This window comes from Leisingera sp. M523 (genome assembly GCF_025141335.1).
Taxonomy (GTDB): Bacteria; Pseudomonadota; Alphaproteobacteria; order Rhodobacterales; family Rhodobacteraceae; genus Leisingera.
The window spans coordinates 2,370,742-2,391,469 of record NZ_CP081036.1 but is presented as its reverse complement, the minus strand read 5'-3'; the positions used below and the strand labels follow the sequence as shown (position 1 = coordinate 2,391,469).

Genomic DNA, 20,728 nt, shown 5'->3' with positions numbered 1-20,728 from the left:
CAGTTACGCCGGGCTGACTTGCAGGCCCCGGCCGGTAAAGGCGATTTGTTGCCCGCCTTCGATCTCTTCGCGGAATTGCCCGGCGATGGCAGCAAGCGCGCCGGCATGGCCACGGGCGGCAAAGCGGCTGACAGAGCGGATGCGGGCACTGTTGTCAAAGCCTTCGGCGGCATGCGCCCAGACCAGCGGATGCAGTTCCGTCAGGTGATCGCGGATCAGCCAGTTTGCAGCCTCGGCAATCTTCAGCCGCGGCAGGTCGGCTTGCAGAGTCCGGCCCAGACCCTTGCGCAGGGAAACCGTGCAATAGGCGGCCAGCAGGTTGATCATCTCCTGTGAGGGGTTGGCATTGACGATATCCTTCAGCCCGTCGAGGAAAAGCCGGGAGTCAACACGGGCGCAGGCCTGATCGTCGATGGCAATGGCGTCGAAATAGACCCAAGCGTAGCCGCCGGCCCCCCAGGTTTCAGCCGTGCGCGCGGCGGTGCGGCGGGCCTCCAGTTCGAGGGCCGCATAGGAGCCGGACCGGCGCGGCAGCATATGGGTGCCGAGTGTGCGCATGTGGCGGTGGTTGCCGGGAGCGAGATCGATCAGCGCGGCGAATTCATCCGCCATCCGAAGCGTCCCGGCATTGCGGCCGGCAAACAGCGCGCAGTGTGCGGCCTTCAGGAACGGGCTGTCCTGGCAATCGTTTGCAATTGGATCCAGCAAGGCCGCGGCACGGTCGAAATGGGCGGCGCAGCGGCGCTGGTTCGCCTGCGGGGCTGCAGTTTGCCCATCGGTCCCGCGCCAGGCCCAGCCGATGTCGATATGGGCAAGGGCGACCAGCGCTGTCAAATAGGGGTCGTGGCGGTTCTCGGCCCGCAACGCTTCAAACGCCATCAGGCCGCGGATCAATGTGCGGCTGCAGGCATCCTGGTTTTCCGTCAGCGCATGTTCGGTTGCGTTTACAACATCAGCCCGGGCACCATAAGCGATGAGGTCGGCCAGCGGCAGCCCGCAGCGGGCGGCGGCGCGGGATTGATCCGCGTCACCGATTTGCCGGGACAACTCCTCCCAGCGCTCTTGACGGGCCAGAAACTGGCCGCGGTCCTGGGCATGGATGCAATCCGGATCGCCCTGTTCGCGGCTGACCGGGATCGACAGGCTGTCTTCCAGGCGGCGGTTCAGCAATTCCTCTGCCGGGGCCGGGGCCGGGGACGAAACAGGAACAGGAACAGGAACAGGAGTGGCGGCAGGCTTGGAGCGGTCGGAAACCAGACCTGAAATGCGGGACAGAAAATCCCGTGCCTGTCGAGAGGTTGTGAGCATTTGCGCTTCCTGATGAGTGGCAGCTTATCGTTGCTCCCAATGTCGTCAGGCATTGGGGCGCAAAGATGGCGGCACTGGGGAAGTTAACGCCTCAATGGGAACAATCGCGGGTGGCGGCAGCGGCAATGGCAGCTGATGCGCAAGTTCAAGACCGGCGCCGTCAAAACGCAGTGAAATGATGGCGTTCGGTCCTGATGCCCCGGGCCTGGAATTCGGCGTCCGCTTCGGTGTGCGGCGGGGTGGCCTCTTGCGGCAGGCGGATGCATTTGCCGTTGCGCAGGACCAATGTGGCGCGGACTGAGAAATCCCACCGGGTGTCAAAACGCACGCGGTCGATCTCTCCAAGCTCGGCCTTGCCGGTCAGGCCTCCGGTGAACCATTCCAATTGGTTTTCAGAAAATGTGAGGCCAGACAGGGGGTTGCGGATCAGGTCCAGCAGCGCAGGAATAACCGGCAGGGCCAGCAGGATCACCAGCCAAACGGCCGCATCCAGCAAGAGGCACAGCACCAGCAGCGCCGCCAGCCAGATGCCGGTTGCCAGTATTGCGGCGGGAGATCGGCCCCGGCGGGAGAAGCTGTAATCCGCCGCCGGAGAGCGTGTTTCCGGTGTTTCAGGCATCCAGGATCCGGGTGATCATCTCATTGGTGTCCCGGCTGAGACCCGGCGCGCCGGCAATGCGGCTCATCCGGGCGCGGATCAGCGACTGGCGGCCGGCGTCATAGCGTTTCCAGGTCTGGAAGGCGGCGCACATGCGGGCAGTGGTCTGCGGGTTCAGCTTGTCCAATGCAATCAGGTTCTCTGCCAGCAGGGCATAGGCCTCGCCGCTGGCGTGATGGAAGCCCGCGTGGTTGCCCGCCAAGGCGCCAAAGACGGCGCGGAAACGGTTGGGGTTCTTCATGTCGAACAGCGCATGATTGGTCAGGGCGGCTGCGGTGGCTGCGGTTTTCTGTGGCGCCGCGCAGGCGATCTGCAGGGCGAACCACTTGTCCATCACCAGCCGGTCGTCCTGCCACTGATCAAAGAAGGCCTGGGATTGGGCATCGCCCTTTTCAGCCTTCATCAGCGCGGCGAGGGCGGTGTATTGCTGGGTCATGTTGTCCGCAGCTGCGTATTGGCGCGCGGCCTGTTCGCCGCTGTCCAGACGGGTGAGCAGCGACAGGATACGGCCGTTCAGGGCACGTTTCCCGGCGCTATCGGCGTCCGGCGCATAAGGGCCTTCGACCGTGGTGGCGGCATAAAGCCGGGGCAGGCTGGTTTCCAGCTGCTGCGCCAGGGTTTGGGTAAAGGTCTCAGCCGCGTCATAGATTTTCTGCGGATCGGGGGTATAGCCGCGCTCAAACAGGGTCTGGGCGATGTCGGCCTGGCTGGGCGGCGACAGTACCAGGGCGCGGAAGGCCGGGTCCTGATCGTCATCGCGCACCAGTTTTTCCAACGCATCCAGATAGGCGCCATCGGGCGCGGCACCGTCCAGCACCATCGCCAAACGGACCTCCTTGGCCAGCGCGTTGCCTGCCTCCCAGCGGTTGAACGGGTCGGTGTCATGGGCCAGCAGGAAAGCGCGTTCGGCATTGGTGCTCTCACGCTCCAGGATTACCGGCGCGGAAAACTCGCGCAGGATCGAGGGCACCGGTTTGGCGGCGAGGCCGTCAAAGGTGAAGCTTTGCTTTGCTTCCGTCAGCTCCAGCATTTCCGTGCCGCGTAGCTCGTCGCCATTGGGCGACAACAGGCCAACCGCCATCGGGATCACCCGCGGCGCCTTGTCCGGCTGGCCCGGCGTCGGCGGCGTCGATTGCTCAAACGTCAGGGTGTAGGTGCCGCCGGCGTAATCCTCGGACACTTTCACCCGCGGGGTGCCTGCCTGACTGTACCATAGTTTAAATTGCTGCAGGTCGCGGCCGGTGGCGTCCTCGAACACCTGCAGCCAGTCCTCAATGGTGCAGGCCTGGCCGTCGTGGCGCTCAAAATAGAGTTTCAGCGCCTTGTAGTAGTTCTCATCCCCTACCAGCCGCTTGAGCATGCCGATCACCTCGGCGCCTTTCTCGTAAACGGTGGCGGTGTAGAAGTTGTTGATCTCCTGGAACTCCTCGGGGCGCGGCGGATGGGCCAGGGGGCCGCCATCCTCGGGGAATTGGCGGGCGCGCAGGGTAATCACATCCTCGATCCGTTTGACCGGTTCAGAGCGCATGTCGGAGGTGAACTGAGCGTCACGGAAAACGGTCAGGCCTTCCTTCAGGCACAGTTGGAACCAGTCGCGGCAGGTGATGCGGTTCCCGGTCCAGTTGTGGAAATACTCATGGGCGATAATCGCCTCAATACGTTCGAAATTTTCATCTGTGGAGGTTTCCGGCGAGGCCAGGACGCAGGAGGAGTTGAAAATGTTCAACCCTTTGTTCTCCATCGCACCCATGTTGAAATCGTCCACGGCGACGATGTTGAACAGCTCCAGGTCGTACTCAAGCCCATAGACGTTCTCGTCCCATGTCATCGACTTTTTCAGTGCTTCCATGCCAAAGGCGCATTTGCCCTCATCAGGGCCGGGACGGACCCAGATGTTCAGCTCCACCTCTTTGCCGGATTTGGTGGTGAATTGGCCGGGGTGGTTGACCAGGTCGCCCGCAACCAGCGCAAACAGATAGGCCGGTTTCGGCCAGGGATCGTGCCATTCAGCCCAGCCTTCGCCCGCGCCCATGGGGTTGCCGTTCGACAGCATCACCGGCTCATCGCCCTCAATCCGGACGGTGAAGGTGGACATCACATCGGGGCGGTCGGGGTAATAGGTAATCTTGCGGAAGCCCTGGGCCTCGCATTGGGTGCAATACATGCCGCCCGACATATAAAGCCCTTCCAGCGCGGTATTGCCGGCCGGGTTGATTTCCACCTCAGCCTCCCAAGTGAAGGGAGCGCTGGGCACATCGCATTTAAGACCGCCATCTACCGGTTCCGGCGTTACTTCCTGGCCGTCGATTTTGGCGGAGATCAATTTTAGCTCCTCGCCGTGCAGGAAGAACGTCTTGTCCGCCGCGTCAGCCTTGGGCGCAAAGCGGATTTTGCTGAGGACGCGGGTGGTTTCCGGCGACAGGCGGAAGGTCAGGTGAACGCTTTCAACGTCGTATCCAAAAGGGGTGTAATCTTTCAGGTAGAAGGTTTGGGGCGTGTCTTTGGCCATTCTCGCTCTCCTCGGCACTGCGTCCTTTTAAGGTGTAGAGGATAGGCAGGTGACTGCAAGCGGATTGGGGGACCTGAAGGGCGGTCTGGAAAAATCCGCAGCACTTTCTTGATAATCAAGAAATTGAGTTCGGTTTCAGAGGTAGGCTGATTTGTTGCCGATCGGAAACTTCTCCCCTAATTAAGAGACAGCATACAGTGGTGTACCGCCCAAAGGAGCAAGTCATGAGCCGGGTCGAAAAGCAGGGAATTCAGGTCGCGCCGGAACTGGCGGAATTCATCGAAAAGCAGGCGCTGCCGGGCACCGGGGTCGAGGCCGAGGTGTTCTGGGCGGGACTGGCGGAACTGGTGAACGGGTTTGGCCCGGAAAACCGCGCGCTGCTGGCCAAGCGGGAACAGATGCAGGCCAAGATCGACGCCTGGCATATTGCCAACCGGGACAAGCCCCATGACCACGAAGGGTATAAGACGTTCCTGAATGAGATCGGCTATCTGCTGCCCGAGGGCGGGGATTTTGAGATTGAAACGCAGAATGTGGATCCCGAGATTGCATCAGTGCCGGGGCCGCAGCTGGTGGTGCCGATCACCAACGCACGGTATGCGCTGAATGCAGCCAACGCCCGCTGGGGCAGCCTGTATGACGGGTTTTATGGCACTGATGCGATGGGCGCCCCGGCGCCCAAGGGCGGCTATGACAAGGGCCGCGGTGCGCGGGTTGTGGCGCGGGCGCGGGTGTTTCTGGATGAGGCGTTTCCGATTGCAGGCGCCAGCCACGCCGATGTGCGCCGCTATTATGTGCAGGACGGCCAGCTGCTGATTGACGACCTGCCGCTGGCGCAGCCGGAGAAGTTTGCAGGCTACCGCGGCAACCCCAAGGCGCCTGAATCCGTGCTGCTGCGCAACAACGGGCTGCATGTGGAGCTGGTCTTTGACCGCGCCCATGCGATTGGCGCCCGCGATCAGGCGGGGTTGGCGGATGTGCGGCTGGAAAGCGCGATGTCGGCGATCATGGACTGTGAGGACTCGGTCGCCTGCGTTGATGCCGAGGACAAGATGCAGGCCTACTCCAATTGGCTGGGCTTGATGCGGGGCGATCTGGAAGCGAAGCTGGACAAGGGCGGCAAGAGTATTATCCGCCGTCTGAACCCGGATTTCGGCTTCACTGCGCCGGACGGCTCTGCGATGTCCGTAAAGGGCCGGGCGGTGCTGTGGGTGCGCAATGTCGGCCATCTGATGACCAACCCGGCAGTGCTGGATCAGGACGGCAAGGAGGCCTATGAGGGGCTGCTGGATGCGCTGATCACCGTGATGATCGCCAAGCACGACCTGAAGCGCGAGGGTGGCAACTCGGCCCATGGCTCGGTCTATGTGGTAAAGCCCAAGATGCACGGGCCGGAGGAAGTGGCATTCACTGACCGGATCTTCGGCAAGGTCGAGGACATTCTGGGCTTGCCGCGCCACACCGTGAAGATCGGTATCATGGATGAAGAACGCCGCACCTCGGTGAACCTCAAGGAATGCATCCGTGCGGCCAAGCACCGGGTGGCGTTTATCAACACCGGCTTCCTCGACCGCACTGGGGATGAGATCCACACCTCGATGGAGGCGGGGCCGTTTTCGCGCAAAGATTTCATCAAACGCAAGGGCTGGATCGGCGCCTATGAGAACCTGAATGTGGATATCGGCCTGGAGTGCGGGCTGAGCGGCAAGGCGCAGATCGGCAAGGGCATGTGGGCGATGCCCGACATGATGGCGGCAATGCTGGAACAGAAGATCGAACACCCGAAATCCGGCGCCAACTGTGCCTGGGTGCCAAGCCCGACCGCCGCCACCCTGCACGCGCTGCATTACCACAAGGTCGATGTATTCGCGGTGCAGGAGCGGCTTATGGTCGGCGGCCGCCGCGCCCATGTTGATGGCATCCTGGAAATCCCGCTGGCGACTTACCGCAAATGGACACCGCGCCAGATCGCGCGTGAGGTGGAAAACAATGCGCAGGGCATCCTGGGCTATGTGGTGCGCTGGATCGACCAGGGCGTCGGCTGCTCCAAAGTGCCGGACATCAACGACGTCGGCCTGATGGAGGACCGTGCCACCTGCCGGATTTCCGCCCAGCATATCACCAATTGGCTGCATCATGGTGTTGTCACTGAGGACGAGGTGATGGGCTCCCTCCGCAAGATGGCCAAAGTGGTGGATGAGCAGAACCGCGGCGACAACACCTATCGCGCGATGGCGCCGGGGTTCGACACCATCGCCTTCCAGGCGGCCTGCGATCTGGTGTTCAAGGGCCGGGTGCAGCCTTCCGGCTATACCGAGCCTGTTCTGCACGCCCGGCGGCTGGAACTGAAGGCGCAAGAAGCGTCGGGCTGACCGCGGCAAACTGACCGGATGAAACAGTTTCCCTTCAATAAGGGGTAGTCAAAGGGGGCCTTTTGGCCTCCTTTTCTGTTCCGTGACGTCACGCGAACGGAAGGAAAGACACCCATGGCTGACATTTCACTGGATCAGGCGCGCGCAATCATCCGTGCGGCCTTGGGCAAAGGGCATGAGATGGGGCTGAAGCCGCTGTCGGTGGTGGTGCTGGATGCGGGCGGCCATGTGCAGGCGTTCGAGCGCGAGGACGGCGCCGCGCCGGGCCGGTTCCCCATTGCCCATGGCAAGGCCTATGGCTCGGTCATGCTGGGCATGGCGGGCAGCGCCCAGATGGCCCGGGCAGAGGCGCAGGCCTATTTCATGGCGGCGGTGAACGGCGTTTACGGCGGCCAAGTGGTGCCGGTGCCGGGCGGGGTGCTGGTGCGCGGTACGGACGGTACTGTGATCGGTGCCGTTGGCGTCACCGGCGACAGCTCGGACAATGATGCCGTCGCGGCCATGGCCGGTATCGAGGCGGCGGGTTTGCAGGGCGAAATCTGACATCGCAAGGACATTCCGCAGCGTTGTGCGCGGCTGAACAGTCTGTTGCGCCGTGCTCCCCGTTGATGTGGCGCCCGCAGGGGGCTAGGTTCTTCTTTATACAGCACAAGAAGAGCGGAATATGGCGCGACCCAAAGTTGGCATCATCGGAAACTCCTACCTGATCAACGATCAGTACCCTGTCCACGCGGGCGGAACCATGAACTCCGAGGCGATCGCCGAAGTGGCGGGTTGCATGCCGCTGATGATCCCTTCGGACCCCCGTTTTGTGACGGTTGAGGAACTGCTGGAGAGCTTTGACGGCTTCTTGCTGACAGGCGGCCGCCCGAATGTGCACCCGCATGAATACGGCGAGGCCGAGACCGAAGCGCATGGCGCCTTTGACCGGGCGCGTGATGCGATCACTTTGCCGCTGATCCGCGCCTGTGTTGACCGCGGCCAGCCGTTTCTGGGCATCTGCCGCGGCTTTCAGGAGGTCAACGTGGCGATGGGCGGCACGCTGCACCCGGAAATCCGCGACCTGCCGGGGCGGATGAACCACCGGATGCCGCCAGACGGCACGCTGGAAGAGAAATTTGCCCTGCGCCACACGGTGAAATTCAGCTCCGGCGGAGTGTTCCACCGATTGTTCGGGGCCGAAGAAGTCATGACCAACACGCTGCACGGGCAAGGGATCAAACGCCCGGGCACCCGCGTGGTGATTGACGGGCAGGCGCCCGATGGCACACCCGAAGCAGTCTATATCAAGGACGCAGCCGGGTTTACGATGTCTGTGCAGTGGCACCCGGAATGGGATGCGGCCAGCGATCCGGTATCACGTCCGCTGTTCGAGGCGTTCGGCGATGCGGTCAGGGCCTGGGCGGCTGGCAAGGCGCAGGCTGGTTTGCAGCGGTCAGCGTAAAAGGTTCGAATATGGCAATTAATATGCGGCTTGAGACCGCTGGCAGGCCAGTTTCCTGCAGAATCAGGCAATTCAGAGCAGGTGATGCAGCGGCGCTGGCGGATGTTTTTGCATCCGCTGTTCATGGAATTGCCAGCCGGTTTTATTCTCCTGCGCAAATCCGCGCATGGTGCCCGGAGGTGCCATCCAGCGAAGCGTTCCGGAAAAAACTATCCGATGGCCGGGCAGTTTGGGTGGCGGCGGATGACGCAGATGTGCCGGCGGCATTCATTGATCTTGAGGCGGACGGCCATATCGACATGCTGTTCTGCCACCCCCGTGCGGCAGGGCAGGGCGTAGCGGCGATGCTCTACGGCAAATTGGAAGAGGCTGCGCTGCGTCAGGGGATCGGGCTGTTGTATGTCGAGGCGAGCGAAGCGGCGCGCGGCTTTTTCGAACGGGCGGGATTTGCCTTGGATAAGCGGTGCGAATTTGAGCGTGGCGGCGTGAAAATTCACAACTACCGGATGGTCAAGATCCTGGGCTAGGCGAAGAACCTGCGGCCCGCCCCGCGCGGCAGGCCGCAAACCGTTTCAGACCAGAAGATCAAACGCGTGCATCAGAGGCAGACGACGCGCGCGTTTGCCGGTGAGGTCGAACAGCGCGTTGGCCAGCGCCGGCGCAGCTGGCGGGGTGCCGGGCTCGCCGGCGCCGCCCATATGAGCCTGGGTTTCCAGCACCTTCACTTCGGTCTTGGGCATCGTGTGCATGCGCAGGGCGTCATAGTCCGGGAAGTTGCCCTGTTCGGCGGCGCCATCGGCAAAGGTGATCTCGCCGAAGCAGGCCGCCGACAGCCCGTATGCCATGCCGCCGAACATTTGGGCCTTGACGATTTCCGGGTCGATCACCCGGCCCATGTCGCAGGCAATCCAGGCCTTGGCGATGCGGATGCTGCCGTCTTCCTCTGCCACCTCGATTACTTCGGCCACCGGCGTGCCGAAGCTGTAGCACAGGGCAACGCCGCGTCCCCCTCCATCGGGTGTTTTGCCGGTCCAGCCGGACATCTCCCTGACCGCCTCCAGCACGCCTGCGGCAGGCGCCCATTCGCGGCGGGCAAGGTCCAGGCGGAATTCCAGCGGGTCGGTGCCGGCCGCATGGGCCATCTCATCAATGAAACTTTCGACGAAAAAGGCGTTGAAGCTGTTGCCGACAGAGCGCCAGAAACCGACCGGGATCTGCACGTCCGAAACATGCCCGGCCATCCGGTAGTTCGGGATCGCGTATGGGGAGTTGAAGAACCCCTCGACATGCACCTTGTCCGGGCCTGCGGGGGTGAAATCCGCCAGCCGTTTCATCGCCTGTTCGGTGGGCGAGGCCGCTGCCACCTTGCCATCCATCAGCACCGCCGTGCCATCTTTTACCGCGCCGCGCATCCGGGCCATGGCGCCGGGGCGGTACATGTCGTGCCGCATGTCTTCCTCGCGGCTCCACGTCAGCTGCACCGGCACGCCGGGCATGTCCTTGGCGATGCGGGTGGCGAACACTGCATAGTCGAATTCGACCCGTCGCCCGAATCCGCCGCCCAGATAGGTGGTGCGGATGTCCACCTGTTCGGCGTCCAGCCCGGCCTCTGCCGCACATTTCGACTGGGTGAACGTGGGCATCTGGTTGCCGCACCAGACGGTCAGCCTGCCATCCTCCAGCAGGGCAGTGGCATTCATCGGCTCCATTGTGGCATGAGCCAGGTAAGGCACCTGGTAGTCTGCCGTCAGTTCAGTTGCGCCTGCGGGCAGCTGATCCGCATCGCCGTCATCGCGCAGCACCGAGTTCGGAGCGTCGTCAAAGGCCGCGGCGATGCGGGCGAAGATCTGATCGGTTTCCGGCGGATAGGGGGCGTCTTCCCAGTCTACCTCGATGGCATCCACCGCCTGCATGGCGAGCCATGTATTGCTGGCCACCACTGCGACGCCAACGCCCATGCTGATCACCTTTTCCACACCGGGCATGGACATGGCCGCTGCGGCGTCAAAGCCTGCCATGCCGCCGCCCTGGCGCGGGTTCATGCGCAATGCGGCAAACTTCATCCCCGGCAGCCGCACGTCGATGCCGAATTCGGCGGTGCCGGTGGATTTCTCCGCCATGTCGATCCGGGGCTGGGATTTGCCGATCAGCCGCCAGTCGTTGCGCGGGCGCAGATCGGCCTCCACCGGGTCCAGCTTGGCGGCCTCCATGGCCAGATCGCTGTAGAGGATCTGCGTGCCATCCGGTGCAATCACCGCCCCCTTGGCCGTGGAGAACTGGCTGCGGCTGATGCCCAGCCGGTCCGCTGCCGCCTGTTTCAGCGTCTCGCGGGCGGCGGCGCCGGCCTGACGCATCCGCGCGAAGCCGTCCTTCATCGAGGTGGAGCCACCGGTGCCATGCAGGTTCAGCACCTTGCCGAGATGCCCCAGTGCTTCGCCGATTGAATGCTTGAAATTGCTGCTGTCATAACCTTTGCCCGGCAGCGCATCGGCGATGAAGGCTGAGTTGTAATAAGCCTTGGCGGCAGGCCCGTGCAGCACCCGCACCTGATCCAGTTCCACATCCAGCTCTTCCGCGATCAGCGCGGCCCAGCTGGTTTTCACCCCTTGGCCCATTTCGGCACGCGGGGCAAACAGGGTGACGCCGTTCTTATCAATCAGCACAAACGGGTTCAGTGCAGCTTCGCCGTCGCCCGGTTGCAGCGGGTTAGGGGCAGGGCGGCTGACGTAATAGGCGCCAAAGGCAACGCCGCCGACGATAGCGGCAGAGCCGATGAGGAAGGTGCGGCGGGCGATTTTTGCGATGCTGGCCATGGGATTACGCCTCCTGCATCTGTTTTGCGGCGGAATGGATGGCGGCCCGGATGCGGGGATAGGTGCCGCAGCGGCATAGGTTGCCCTGCATCGCCTCGTCAATCTCGGCGTCTGATGGGGCCGGGGTTTCCGCCAAAAGGCTGGCCGCCTGCATGATCTGGCCGGACTGGCAATAGCCGCATTGCGCCACCTGATGCTTAACCCAGGCCTGCTGGATTGCCGCCATTGCCTCGGGCGTGCCGAGACCCTCGATGGTTGTCACTTCACCCCAAACGTCGGACAGCGCTACCTGGCAGGAGCGCACCGCCGCGCCATCAATATGCACGGTGCAGGCGCCGCAGGCGGCGACGCCGCAACCGAATTTGGTGCCGGTGAGGCCAACCTCATCGCGCAGAACCCACAGGAGGGGCACGTTATCCGGCAGGTCCACTTGATGTGTCTTTCCGTTGATGCGCAGGTCTGTTGGCATGGCGGAGACTCCCTTGCTGCTCGCTGACAAAATGTACTTATTTTGTCATGTCGTCAATTGACATTTTTCAAAGAGAATGTCAGAAGCAAAAACATGAACATGGCAGGCATTGATCCGAAGCAGCAGGCAATCCTGGGCGCCGCATGGGCGGCGTTCTCTACCTATGGGTTCCGCAAGACTTCGATGGATGACATTGCCAAGAGTGCGGGCATGTCGCGGCCGGCGCTGTATTTGCATTTCAAGAACAAAGAGGCGATTTTCCGGGCGCTTGTGGCTGGGTATTACGGCAATGCATCAAAAGATATCCGGGCTGGTCTGGCGGCTGAGGGGTCCTTGGCCGCGCGCCTGCTGGCGGCGTTTGAAGCCCAGGGTGGTGAAGCGATTGAGGCGATGATGGCCTCGCCGCATGGGATGGAGCTGTTCGAGGCCAGCAAGAACGTGGCCGGAGAGGTCATCGACCAGGGCGAGTCCGCGCTGCGCGCGATATATGCAGAATGGCTGGAGGCGGAAGCCAGGGCCGGGCGGGCACTGCTGACCGGAGACCCTGCTGAAATTGCCCGGACGGTCTGCGCCTCGTTGAAGGGGATCAAGCATACCGCCGATGATTTTGCCGCCTATCAGTCCGGTGTGCGCCAGCTGGCGGCGCTGTTCGGGGCCGGGCTGACGCCGCGGTGATGCGGGCCGGTAAGGCCGGCCCGCCGAAGTTTCAAAGCTCGGTGCGCAGGTGCCAGAGTTCCGGGAACAGTTCCACTTCCAGCATCCGTTTCAGATAGCTGACGCCGCCAGTGCCGCCGGTGCCGCGCTTGAAACCGATGACGCGCTCCACCGTGGTCACATGGTTGAAGCGCCAGCGGCGGAAATAATCCTCGAAATCCACCAGCTTCTCGGCCAGCTCATACAGCTCCCAATGGGTCTCGGTGTCGCGGTAGACTTCGGTCCAGGCGGCCTGCACGGCGTCATGCGGCACATAGGCTTCGGACAGATCCCGGTTCAGCACTTCTGCCGGTAGCGGGAAACTGCGCGCCAGCGCCTTCAGCGCCACGTCATACAGCGAGGGCTGCGCCAGCTCTGCCTCCAGCAGCGCCAGGATGTCCGGGCGATGCGAATGGGGGCGCAGCATCGCCTTGTTGCGGTTGCCCAGCATAAATTCGATCTGCCGGTACTGGTGCGACTGGAAGCCGGAGCTTTGGCCCAGCTCGTCCCGGAACGCGGTGTAGTCCGAGGGTGTCATGGTGCGCAGCACGTCCCAGGCAGAGTTCAGCTGCTCAAAAATGCGCGCCACACGGGCCAGCATCTTGAAGGCCTGATGCGCCTGGCCGCCCAGCAGCCGTTCACGGGCGGCGGTCAGTTCATGGATGGCCAGCCGCATCCACAGTTCCGAGGTCTGGTGCTGAATGATGAACAGCATCTCGTCATGGGTATTGGTCCATGTTTTCTGCGCGTTCAGCAGCATGTCCAGCGACAGGTAGTCACCGTAGGACATACGCCCGTCAAAGGACATCTGCGCACCATCGTCGGCGGGATCATAGGGTTTCGTCATCGAAGTCTTTCCTTTTCCTAAGTGTATCACGGTTCAGGGAAAGGAAGGGTTTCTCCGGTTCAGGGTGCCGCATTGGGCCAACCGGCGCCACTGCGCGATCCAACCCGCCGGGCGGCAGAGCGGCAGATGGTATGAGCGGGTGGTTCGCATCAGGTGACCGCGTTGCGCACTTTGTATTCGGCACGGTCCCACAGGGCGTTGTTCATGACATCGGCAATGATCCGGGCCGCTGCGCGCACGTCGCCTTCGTCGATGTATAGCGGGGTGAAGCCAAAGCGCATGATATCGGGTGCGCGGAAATCGCCGATCACGCCGCGGCCGATCAGCGCCTGCATGGCGGCATAGCCGTAAGTGAATTTGAACGACACCTGGCTGCCGCGGAAGGCGGGATCACGCGGCGAGGCCAGTTCCAGCTGCGGGCAGGTTTTCTCTACCTCGGCGATGAACAGATCGCACAGCGCGATGGATTTGGCGCGTATGGATTCCATGTCGGCCATGTCCCAGATATCCATTGCCGCCTCCAGCGCGGTCAGTTGCAGGATCGGCGGAGTGCCGACGCGCATCCGGTCGATGCCGCTGCCGGGCCGGTAGTCGAGGTCAAAGGCAAAAGGCGCTTCATGCCCCAGCCAGCCGGACAGCGCCGGGCGGACGTGTTCCGCGTGGCGCGGGGCAACATAAATGAAGGCCGGCGCGCCGGGGCCGCCATTAAGGTATTTGTAGCTGCAGCCAACCGCAAAATCGGCGCGGCAACCCGCCAGATCCACGGGAACAGCACCGGCTGAATGTGCCAGATCCCAGACCGTCAGCACGCCGTTGGCATGGGCTTTTTCGGTCAGCGCTTTCATGTCGTGCTTGCGGCCGGTGCGGTAATCAACCTCGGTGATCATCAGCACCGCGACCTTGTCGGTGATGTTTTCCTCTACTGCCTCAGGGTCGACCACCCGCAGCTCATAGTCGGGTCCCAGCGATTTCAGCAGCCCGCCCGCCATATAGAGGTCAGTCGGGAAGTTGCCGTTGTCCGACAGCACCACCTTGCGCCCCGGGTTCAGCTCCAGTGCCGAAGCCACCGCCTGATAGACCTTGATCGACAGCGTGTCGCCCATCACAACATGGCCCGGCTCCGCCCCGATCAGCCGCCCGATGCGATCCCCCAGCGCCTTGGGCTTGTCCATCCAGCCGGCCTTGTTCCAGCCGGTAATCAGCATCTGCCCCCATTCGTCCTGCATCATCGCGCCAACACGGTCTTTGGCAGCGCGGGGCAGGGGACCCAGCGAGTTGCCATCCAGATAGATCATGCCTTCCGGCAAGTCGAACATCGCCTTGGTCGCTGCAAAATCGGTCATCGGGGCCTCGCGTCAGGTGGGTATTTCAAGCTTAAAGCTTTGCGTTTTGCTATCGTATCCATTCCTTTCTGTCCAGAGGCCGGCTGCCTGCGTCAGCCCTGACCCGCGGCAGGCCGGGGATCGGGAATGCCGAACTCATCCCGTTTGCGTTTGGACAATCCTGCTGTGACCATCTGGTAGGACAGGGTGATCTGTTCCTGCAGCTCTGCATCTGACAGGCCGGGAGGTTCAAAATGCTGTAACCACTTCATCCCGCGTGATGCCAAATAGGGTGCCGGACGGACGCCGGGACGTTCCTGCAGCACTTCAAAGGCAATTTCTCCTGCCTTGAAGGTGAAGGCATCCTTGCCATCGGCCCAGCCGCAGACCGCAAACAGCTTGCCGCCTGCTTTCCAGACGTCGGAATTCCCCCATTGGACCACATGTTCAGCGGCGGGGAAGGTGGCGCAGAATTTGTTGAATTCCTTGCGGTCCATCAGGTCTGCCCTCCTGAAATCTCGATGCACTGGCCATTGATGGATCCCGACCCCGGTCCGCACAACCAAAGCGCCGCGGCGGCGACTTCGCCGGGTTCGATCAACCGCTTGTGGCGGTTGGCGTTGACCATCACGTCCAGCGCCTCCACCGCGCTCATCCCGGCGCGCTGGGCGATTGATGTGATGTTGCGCTCGACAATCGGCGTGTCCACGTATCCGGGACACAGCGCGTTGAAGGTGAAGGGCGTGCCCAGATAATCCTCGCTTAGCGCGCGGGTGAGGCCGATCATCCCGTGTTTGGTGGCGGAATAGCAGGCGGCGCCTTTCAGCCCTCGAAGCCCGGCGATAGACGACACCGTGATGACCCGGCCCCAATCGGTCTGCCGCATCGACTGAAAACACTCGCGGATGGTCAAAAAGGCACCGTCAAGGTTGGTCGCCATCATGTTGCGCCAGAACTCCATTGTGGTCTTGTGCAGCGCAGCCCCCTCGGCAACGCCGGCATTGGCCACGCAGATCTGTATAGGGCCGCGCGCCTCAGCCGCGGCGGCAATCCTGGCTGCCACGTCCTCCTCGCTGCGCACATCCATGGCCAGCGGATGCAGGTTCTCCGTTGCGGCTTCCTCCAGAACCTCTTGCCGCCGTCCGGTGATGGTGACTTGCGCCCCTTGCGCTGCCAGCCCTTGGGCGATGGCCAGCCCGATCCCGGTACCGCCGCCGGTCACCAGTGCGTGTTTGCCTGTCAATGTCATGAACGTCCGGCCTCCCTGTTTTGCGGCACAGCCTATCCGGGCAGAACGCTCTGGCAAGCCCGCCGTGCCGTCACGCCGCATGGGTCTGGCGTTTACAGTTATATTCACATGTGTGAATGTTGCGGCAAACGTTCAGGGAGATACCAATGAAAGCCTTTGCCGCCGCCGCCTGCGCAGCCCTGCTGATGCCCTTTGCCGCGCAGGCAAGCGAGGACATCGCCGACCAATACCCCCAGTCCGAACTCTACTCCAAACCGGTGGAGGTCATCCCGCATGTGTTCTCCGCCATCGGCGCCACGGCCCCGCCGACCTATGAGAATGCAGGCCACAACAACAACCTGTCCTTCATCGTGACCGGCGAAGGCGTGGTGGTGGTGAATGCCGGCGCCTCGGACGCGCTGGCCAAGGCGCTGCATCAGGAAATCAAGCATGTGACCGATCAGCCCGTGGTGCTGGTGATCAATGAAAACGGCCAGGGCCATGCCATGCTGGGCAATGGTTACTGGCGCGATCAGGGCGTGGATGTGCTGGCCCATGCCGAGGCAATTGCGGAAACGCGGGAAAACAGCGACATGATCCTGCAGCGCATGCGCGGCTACAACAAGGACCGGGCAGGGGAGACCCGTGTTGAACATGCCAATCTGGCTTTCGAGGACCGCCATGACATTAGCCTTGGGGGGGTGGAAATACAGGTTCTGCACCTGGGCCCGGCGCATGATCCCGGTGACATCCAGGTCTGGATTCCCGCGTGGAACCTGATGATCGCCGGCGACATCGCCTTTCACGAACGGATGCTGCCGGTCTTTCCGCACACTTGCACCAAATGCTGGGTTGAGACCTGGCAGGACAAGCTGGAACCGCTCAACCCCACCTATGTCATCCCGGGCCATGGCCATCCGACCAATTTGCCGCAGCTTCGCCGCTATACGCTCGATTATCTGGTGGACCTGCGGGCCAAGGTCGGCGCCCATATCGAGGACGGCGGAGACCTCGCCAGCGCCTACTATGTGGATCAGGAGCAATGGAAGGGGTTGGACACATTCGAGGAGCTGGCTACTAAAAATGCAGGCCGGGTGTTCGAGGAAATGGAATGGGAATAAGCCCCTCCGGTTCAGTACACATAAATATACGTAGGCTTTCGGGCGAAACTATGCAGGATCATGCCGCAAGCCGGAACAGATTCGTCGTTTCTGCGGCATCGGGGGCAATTTGTCCTTTTCTGAAAGTCCCGCCCGAACTGGTCTGGACGAGCAAGCCGGATAAGGAAAGATTGCCCGAAATGCATATGATTTCAGGACATATTCTGCAAAAGAGCAGGGCGTGATGCGGTGGCTGGATGTGCCACCCGTCTGGCTGGCAGGCTTCGTCCTGACGGCCTGGCTGCAGTCGGCTCATGCCGCATTCGGGCTTTCTTTCGGGGGGGCATGGGCCGGGTTCTTGGGTGGTATTCTGCTGGGCGGCGGCCTCTTGCTGGCCTTGCTCGCCATTACCGAGATGCGGCGGCAAAAGACCACGGTCATCCCGCACCAGACGCCCAGCCGGCTGGTGCAATCGGGGATTTTCAGCCGCAGCCGCAACCCGATCTATCTGGGCGATGTTCTGATCCTCGCGGGCCTTGTGTTGTGGTTTGACGCAGTGCTGACGCTGCCGTTGATCCCCATTTTCCTGTGGGTGCTGGAAAAGCGGTTTGTCATTCCCGAAGAAGACAGGCTGCGCCGGACCTTCCGGGCGGACTGGGCCCGCTATGAGAAAAAGGTGCGCCGCTGGATCTGATCGAAACGCGGCATTGCAGCATGACTTTGCGGCAATGCAGCAAAATCCTTGCGCAATAATCTTGCGCATAGTAAAGAAAATCATTGTGATCCGTACCTAGGCATTGCTGGCACGGGCAGGACGAGGGGGACCCATAAGGTGAAAATAGGGACACCAAAAGAAACATTTGCGGGCGAGAACCGGGTCGGTATGACGCCGGACTCAGCCAAGCAGCTGCAGAAACTCGGTTACGATTGCGCGATCGAAGCCGGGGCCGGTGCAGCGGCGGGCTTTTCCGATGCGACCTATGAAGCGGCGGGCGTCGAGATCATCAAGACACCGGCGGCGTTGTGGAAAGCATCCGATATCGTCGCCAAGGTGCGCCAGCCGGATGCGACCGAGCTGAAGCGCCTGACCAAGGGCAAGACGCTGATCTCCTTCTTCAACCCGGCTGGGAACGAAGAGGGGATGGAGCTGGCCAAATCCAAGGGCGCCAATGTGATCGCCATGGAAATGGTGCCGCGGATCAGCCGCGCGCAGAAGATGGATGCGCTGTCGTCAATGGCCAATATCGCGGGCTACCGCGCGGTCATTGAAGCGGGCAACAACTTCGGCCGCTTCTTTACCGGCCAGATCACGGCGGCGGGCAAGGTGCCCCCGGCCAAGGTCCTGGTGGTCGGCGCTGGCGTTGCCGGTCTGGCGGCCATCGGCACCTCGACTTCGCTTGGCGCAATCACCCTGGCCTTTGACGTGCGCCCGGAAGTCGCCGAGCAAGTCGAGAGCATGGGCGCCGAATTTGTCTATCTCGATTTCGAGGAAGCCCAGCAGGACGGCGCTGCCACCGGCGGCTATGCCTCGGTCTCCTCGCCGGAATTCCGCGAAGCACAGCTGGCCAAGTTCCGCGAGCTGGCGCCTGAGGTGGACATCGTCATCACCACCGCGCTGATCCCCAACCGCGAAGCGCCGGAGTTGTGGACCGAGGATATGGTCGCAGCGATGAAGCCCGGCTCGGTCATTGTCGATCTGGCGGCGGAAAAGGGCGGCAACTGCAAGCTGACGGTGGCAGACGAGAAGATCGTGACGGACAATGGCGTCACCATCATCGGCTACACCGATTTCCCCTCCCGGATGGCGGCGCAGGCCTCGACGCTCTATGCCACCAACATCCGCCATATGATGACAGATCTGACACCGGAAAAGGACGGTCAGGTCAATCACGACATGGAAGACGACGTGATCCGCGGCGCCACCGTGGCCTTTGCGGGTGAGATCACCTTCCCGCCGCCACCGCCGAAAGTTCAGGCAATTGCGGCCAAGCCCAAGGAAGTTGTGCCGGAGCTGACACCGGAAGAAAAACGCGCGCAGGAGGTTGCGGCCTTCAAGGCGCAGACCAAAAGCCAGGTGACGCTGCTGGCAGGCGGCGGTGCGCTCTTGCTGCTGGTCGGCCTCTTTGCACCGGTCAGCTTCATGCAGCATTTCATCGTCTTTGCGCTGGCCTGTTTCGTGGGTTTCCAGGTGATCTGGGGCGTTGCGCATTCCTTGCACACGCCGCTGATGGCGGTGACCAACGCGATCTCCTCGATCATTATCCTCGGCGCGCTGATGCAGATCGGATCCGGCAGCTGGCTGGTGATCCTGCTGGCGGCGCTTTCGGTCTTCATGGCCGGGATCAACATCTTCGGCGGCTTCCTCGTCACCCGGCGCATGCTTGCCATGTTCCAGAAATCTTAAGGAGAGGCCGGACTTATGGAATACGGTTTCACCACCGCCGCCTATGTTGTTGCGGCTGTTCTCTTCATCCTGTCCTTGGGCGGTCTCTCCAACCAGGAAAGCGCCAAACGCGCGGTCTGGTACGGCATTGCCGGCATGGGGCTGGCGGTTTTTGCCACAATTATCGGCCCCGGTTCCGGCCTGTGGCTGTTGTCGCTGCTGCTGATCGCGGGCGGCGGCCTCATTGGCACTTACGTGGCCAAGAAGGTCCAGATGACCGAGATGCCGCAGCTGGTTGCGGCGATGCACTCGCTGGTCGGCCTGGCCGCGGTGTTTGTGGGCTTTATCGCCCATTTCGAGATCGGCAATGTGGCAGCAGCCACCAGCACCGATGACTTGGGAACTTTTGCTAAGCTGATTGCCAAGAAAACCCCGGCCGAGATCGCCTTTTTGCGGGTTGAGCTGTTCCTGGGCATCTTCATCGGGGCCATCACCTTCACCGGCTCGGTTGTCGCCTTTGGCAAACTGGCGGGCAAGCTCACCTCGGCGGCCACCAAACTGCCGGGCGGCCATATGCTGAATGCCGGTGCCGCAGGCATCTCCTTCCTCAGCCTGATCTGGTACTTCAATTCGGGCGGTTTCCTGCCGCTGTTCCTGATGACCCTGGCGGCGCTGTTCATCGGCTATCACCTGATCATGGGCATCGGCGGCGCTGACATGCCGGTGGTGGTCTCGATGCTCAACAGCTACTCGGGCTGGGCCGCGGCGGCGATCGGCTTCTCGCTCGGCAATGACCTCTTGATCGTGGTCGGCGCGCTGGTGGGCTCTTCGGGTGCGATCCTCAGCTACATCATGTGCAAGGCGATGAACCGCTCGTTTGTCAGCGTGATCCTGGGCGGCTTTGGCGGCACTGCAGGCCCGGCGATGGAGATCGACGGCGAGCAGATCGCCATTGACGCTGACGGCGTGGCGGCAGCGCTGGACGAGGCCGACTCTGTGGTGATCATCCCCGGCTACGGCATGGCCGTGGCGCAGGCGCAGCAGAACGTGGCGGAACTGACCCGCCGTCTGCGCGCGAAGGGCAAGACCGTCCGTTTTGCGATCCACCCGGTCGCAGGCCGCCTTCCGGGCCACATGAACGTGCTGCTGGCCGAGGCCAAGGTTCCTTACGACATCGTTTTGGAAATGGACGAGATCAACGAGGACTTCCCGGAAACGGATGTAGCCATCGTCATCGGCTCCAACGACATCGTCAACCCGGCGGCGCAGGAAGACCCCAACTCTCCCATCGCCGGCATGCCAGTGCTGGAGTGCTGGAAGGCGAAACAGGTCTTTGTCTCCAAACGCGGCCAGGGCACGGGGTACTCCGGCATCGAGAACCCCCTGTTCTTCAAGGAAAACACCCGCATGTTCTATGGCGACGCAAAAGCAAGCCTGGATAATTTGCTGACCATGATCAGCTAAGAGAACAGATAACCTGTAAAAGGCGCTCCAAACGGGGCGCCTTTTTTCTGAGCTGCTTCTTTCTGGTCCAAAATACTCCGGGGGAGGCCGCAGGCCGGGGGCAGAGCCCCCTGGGATG

Annotated in this window: 18 protein-coding genes; 9 read left to right on the top strand and 9 right to left on the bottom strand. The window is 62.2% G+C overall.

Translation table 11 applies throughout. The annotated features are described in order from the left end of the window. Positions 1 to 3: 3 nt before the first annotated feature. From K3557_RS11775 to pepN, 3 genes are all read right to left on the bottom strand, one after another. Positions 4 to 1,308 carry a hypothetical protein gene (locus K3557_RS11775; protein ID WP_259994042.1) on the bottom strand — a complete coding sequence of 435 codons (1,305 nt, stop codon included), beginning with the start codon at positions 1,306 to 1,308 and terminating at the stop codon, positions 4 to 6. Positions 1,309 to 1,468: 160 nt separating this feature from the next. Then, positions 1,469 to 1,927 (bottom strand): hypothetical protein, encoded by a 459-nt coding sequence (locus K3557_RS11770; protein WP_259994039.1) that lies wholly within the window; start codon positions 1,925 to 1,927, stop codon positions 1,469 to 1,471. Then, positions 1,920 to 4,475, bottom strand: a complete 2,556-nt coding sequence (gene pepN, locus K3557_RS11765; protein ID WP_259994037.1) for an aminopeptidase N — start codon at positions 4,473 to 4,475, stop codon at positions 1,920 to 1,922. The genes K3557_RS11770 and pepN overlap by 8 nt, the downstream gene beginning before the upstream one ends. A 224-nt stretch (positions 4,476 to 4,699) precedes the next feature. Here pepN and K3557_RS11760 point away from each other — a divergent pair, with 224 nt between their 5' ends. The 4 genes from K3557_RS11760 (at position 4,700) to K3557_RS11745 (ending at position 8,818) form a co-directional block, all read left to right on the top strand. Beyond that, positions 4,700 to 6,847, top strand: a complete 2,148-nt coding sequence (locus K3557_RS11760; RefSeq protein WP_259994036.1) for a malate synthase G — start codon at positions 4,700 to 4,702, stop codon at positions 6,845 to 6,847. Between the two features lie 114 nt (positions 6,848 to 6,961). Continuing rightward, positions 6,962 to 7,390 (top strand): heme-binding protein, encoded by a 429-nt coding sequence (locus K3557_RS11755; protein WP_259994035.1) that lies wholly within the window; start codon positions 6,962 to 6,964, stop codon positions 7,388 to 7,390. 121 nt (positions 7,391 to 7,511) lie between these two features. Beyond that, positions 7,512 to 8,291: a gamma-glutamyl-gamma-aminobutyrate hydrolase family protein gene (locus K3557_RS11750; protein ID WP_259994033.1), complete on the top strand. Its 780-nt coding sequence runs from the start codon at positions 7,512 to 7,514 to the stop codon at positions 8,289 to 8,291. Continuing rightward, positions 8,180 to 8,818: a GNAT family N-acetyltransferase gene (locus tag K3557_RS11745; protein WP_311198471.1), complete on the top strand. Its 639-nt coding sequence runs from the start codon at positions 8,180 to 8,182 to the stop codon at positions 8,816 to 8,818. Before K3557_RS11750 ends, K3557_RS11745 begins: the two co-directional genes overlap by 112 nt. A gap of 45 nt (positions 8,819 to 8,863) precedes the next feature. On the opposite strand, the gene K3557_RS11740 is transcribed toward K3557_RS11745, so the two are convergent. Both K3557_RS11740 and K3557_RS11735 read right to left on the bottom strand, forming a co-directional pair. Beyond that, the gene (locus tag K3557_RS11740) at positions 8,864 to 11,104 is read right to left on the bottom strand and encodes a xanthine dehydrogenase family protein molybdopterin-binding subunit (protein WP_259994032.1); all 2,241 of its coding nucleotides are present in this window, start codon (positions 11,102 to 11,104) and stop codon (positions 8,864 to 8,866) included. A 4-nt stretch (positions 11,105 to 11,108) separates the two neighbouring features. Beyond that, positions 11,109 to 11,573 carry a (2Fe-2S)-binding protein gene (locus K3557_RS11735; RefSeq protein ID WP_259994031.1) on the bottom strand — a complete coding sequence of 155 codons (465 nt, stop codon included), beginning with the start codon at positions 11,571 to 11,573 and terminating at the stop codon, positions 11,109 to 11,111. Positions 11,574 to 11,666: 93 nt separating this feature from the next. Between K3557_RS11735 and K3557_RS11730 the strand changes: the two genes are divergently transcribed. Next, complete coding sequence (locus K3557_RS11730) at positions 11,667 to 12,248, top strand: TetR/AcrR family transcriptional regulator (protein WP_259994030.1); 582 nt, start codon at positions 11,667 to 11,669, stop codon at positions 12,246 to 12,248. Between the two features lie 31 nt (positions 12,249 to 12,279). Here the strand turns inward: K3557_RS11730 and kynA are convergent, their stop codons facing one another. The 4 genes from kynA to K3557_RS11710 form a co-directional block, all read right to left on the bottom strand. Continuing rightward, a complete protein-coding gene (kynA, locus tag K3557_RS11725; protein ID WP_259994028.1) occupies positions 12,280 to 13,113 on the bottom strand; it encodes a tryptophan 2,3-dioxygenase in 834 nt (277 codons plus the stop codon). A gap of 149 nt (positions 13,114 to 13,262) precedes the next feature. Then, positions 13,263 to 14,456 carry a kynureninase gene (kynU, locus tag K3557_RS11720; protein ID WP_259994026.1) on the bottom strand — a complete coding sequence of 398 codons (1,194 nt, stop codon included), beginning with the start codon at positions 14,454 to 14,456 and terminating at the stop codon, positions 13,263 to 13,265. Positions 14,457 to 14,548: 92 nt separating this feature from the next. Beyond that, positions 14,549 to 14,932: an MmcQ/YjbR family DNA-binding protein gene (locus K3557_RS11715; protein ID WP_259994024.1), complete on the bottom strand. Its 384-nt coding sequence runs from the start codon at positions 14,930 to 14,932 to the stop codon at positions 14,549 to 14,551. Continuing rightward, positions 14,932 to 15,684, bottom strand: a complete 753-nt coding sequence (locus tag K3557_RS11710; RefSeq protein WP_259994022.1) for an SDR family NAD(P)-dependent oxidoreductase — start codon at positions 15,682 to 15,684, stop codon at positions 14,932 to 14,934. The genes K3557_RS11715 and K3557_RS11710 overlap by 1 nt, the downstream gene beginning before the upstream one ends. Positions 15,685 to 15,830: 146 nt before the next feature. On the opposite strand from K3557_RS11710, the gene K3557_RS11705 reads away from it, so the two are divergent. The 4 genes from K3557_RS11705 (at position 15,831) to K3557_RS11690 (ending at position 20,610) form a co-directional block, all read left to right on the top strand. Next, positions 15,831 to 16,784: an MBL fold metallo-hydrolase gene (locus K3557_RS11705; protein WP_259994021.1), complete on the top strand. Its 954-nt coding sequence runs from the start codon at positions 15,831 to 15,833 to the stop codon at positions 16,782 to 16,784. Between the two features lie 223 nt (positions 16,785 to 17,007). After that, positions 17,008 to 17,457 (top strand): isoprenylcysteine carboxylmethyltransferase family protein, encoded by a 450-nt coding sequence (locus K3557_RS11700; RefSeq protein ID WP_259985714.1) that lies wholly within the window; start codon positions 17,008 to 17,010, stop codon positions 17,455 to 17,457. A gap of 138 nt (positions 17,458 to 17,595) precedes the next feature. After that, positions 17,596 to 19,167 (top strand): Re/Si-specific NAD(P)(+) transhydrogenase subunit alpha, encoded by a 1,572-nt coding sequence (locus K3557_RS11695; protein ID WP_259994020.1) that lies wholly within the window; start codon positions 17,596 to 17,598, stop codon positions 19,165 to 19,167. A 15-nt stretch (positions 19,168 to 19,182) separates the two neighbouring features. Continuing rightward, the gene (locus K3557_RS11690; RefSeq protein WP_259994015.1) at positions 19,183 to 20,610 is read left to right on the top strand and encodes an NAD(P)(+) transhydrogenase (Re/Si-specific) subunit beta; all 1,428 of its coding nucleotides are present in this window, start codon (positions 19,183 to 19,185) and stop codon (positions 20,608 to 20,610) included. Positions 20,611 to 20,728: the final 118 nt, after the last annotated feature.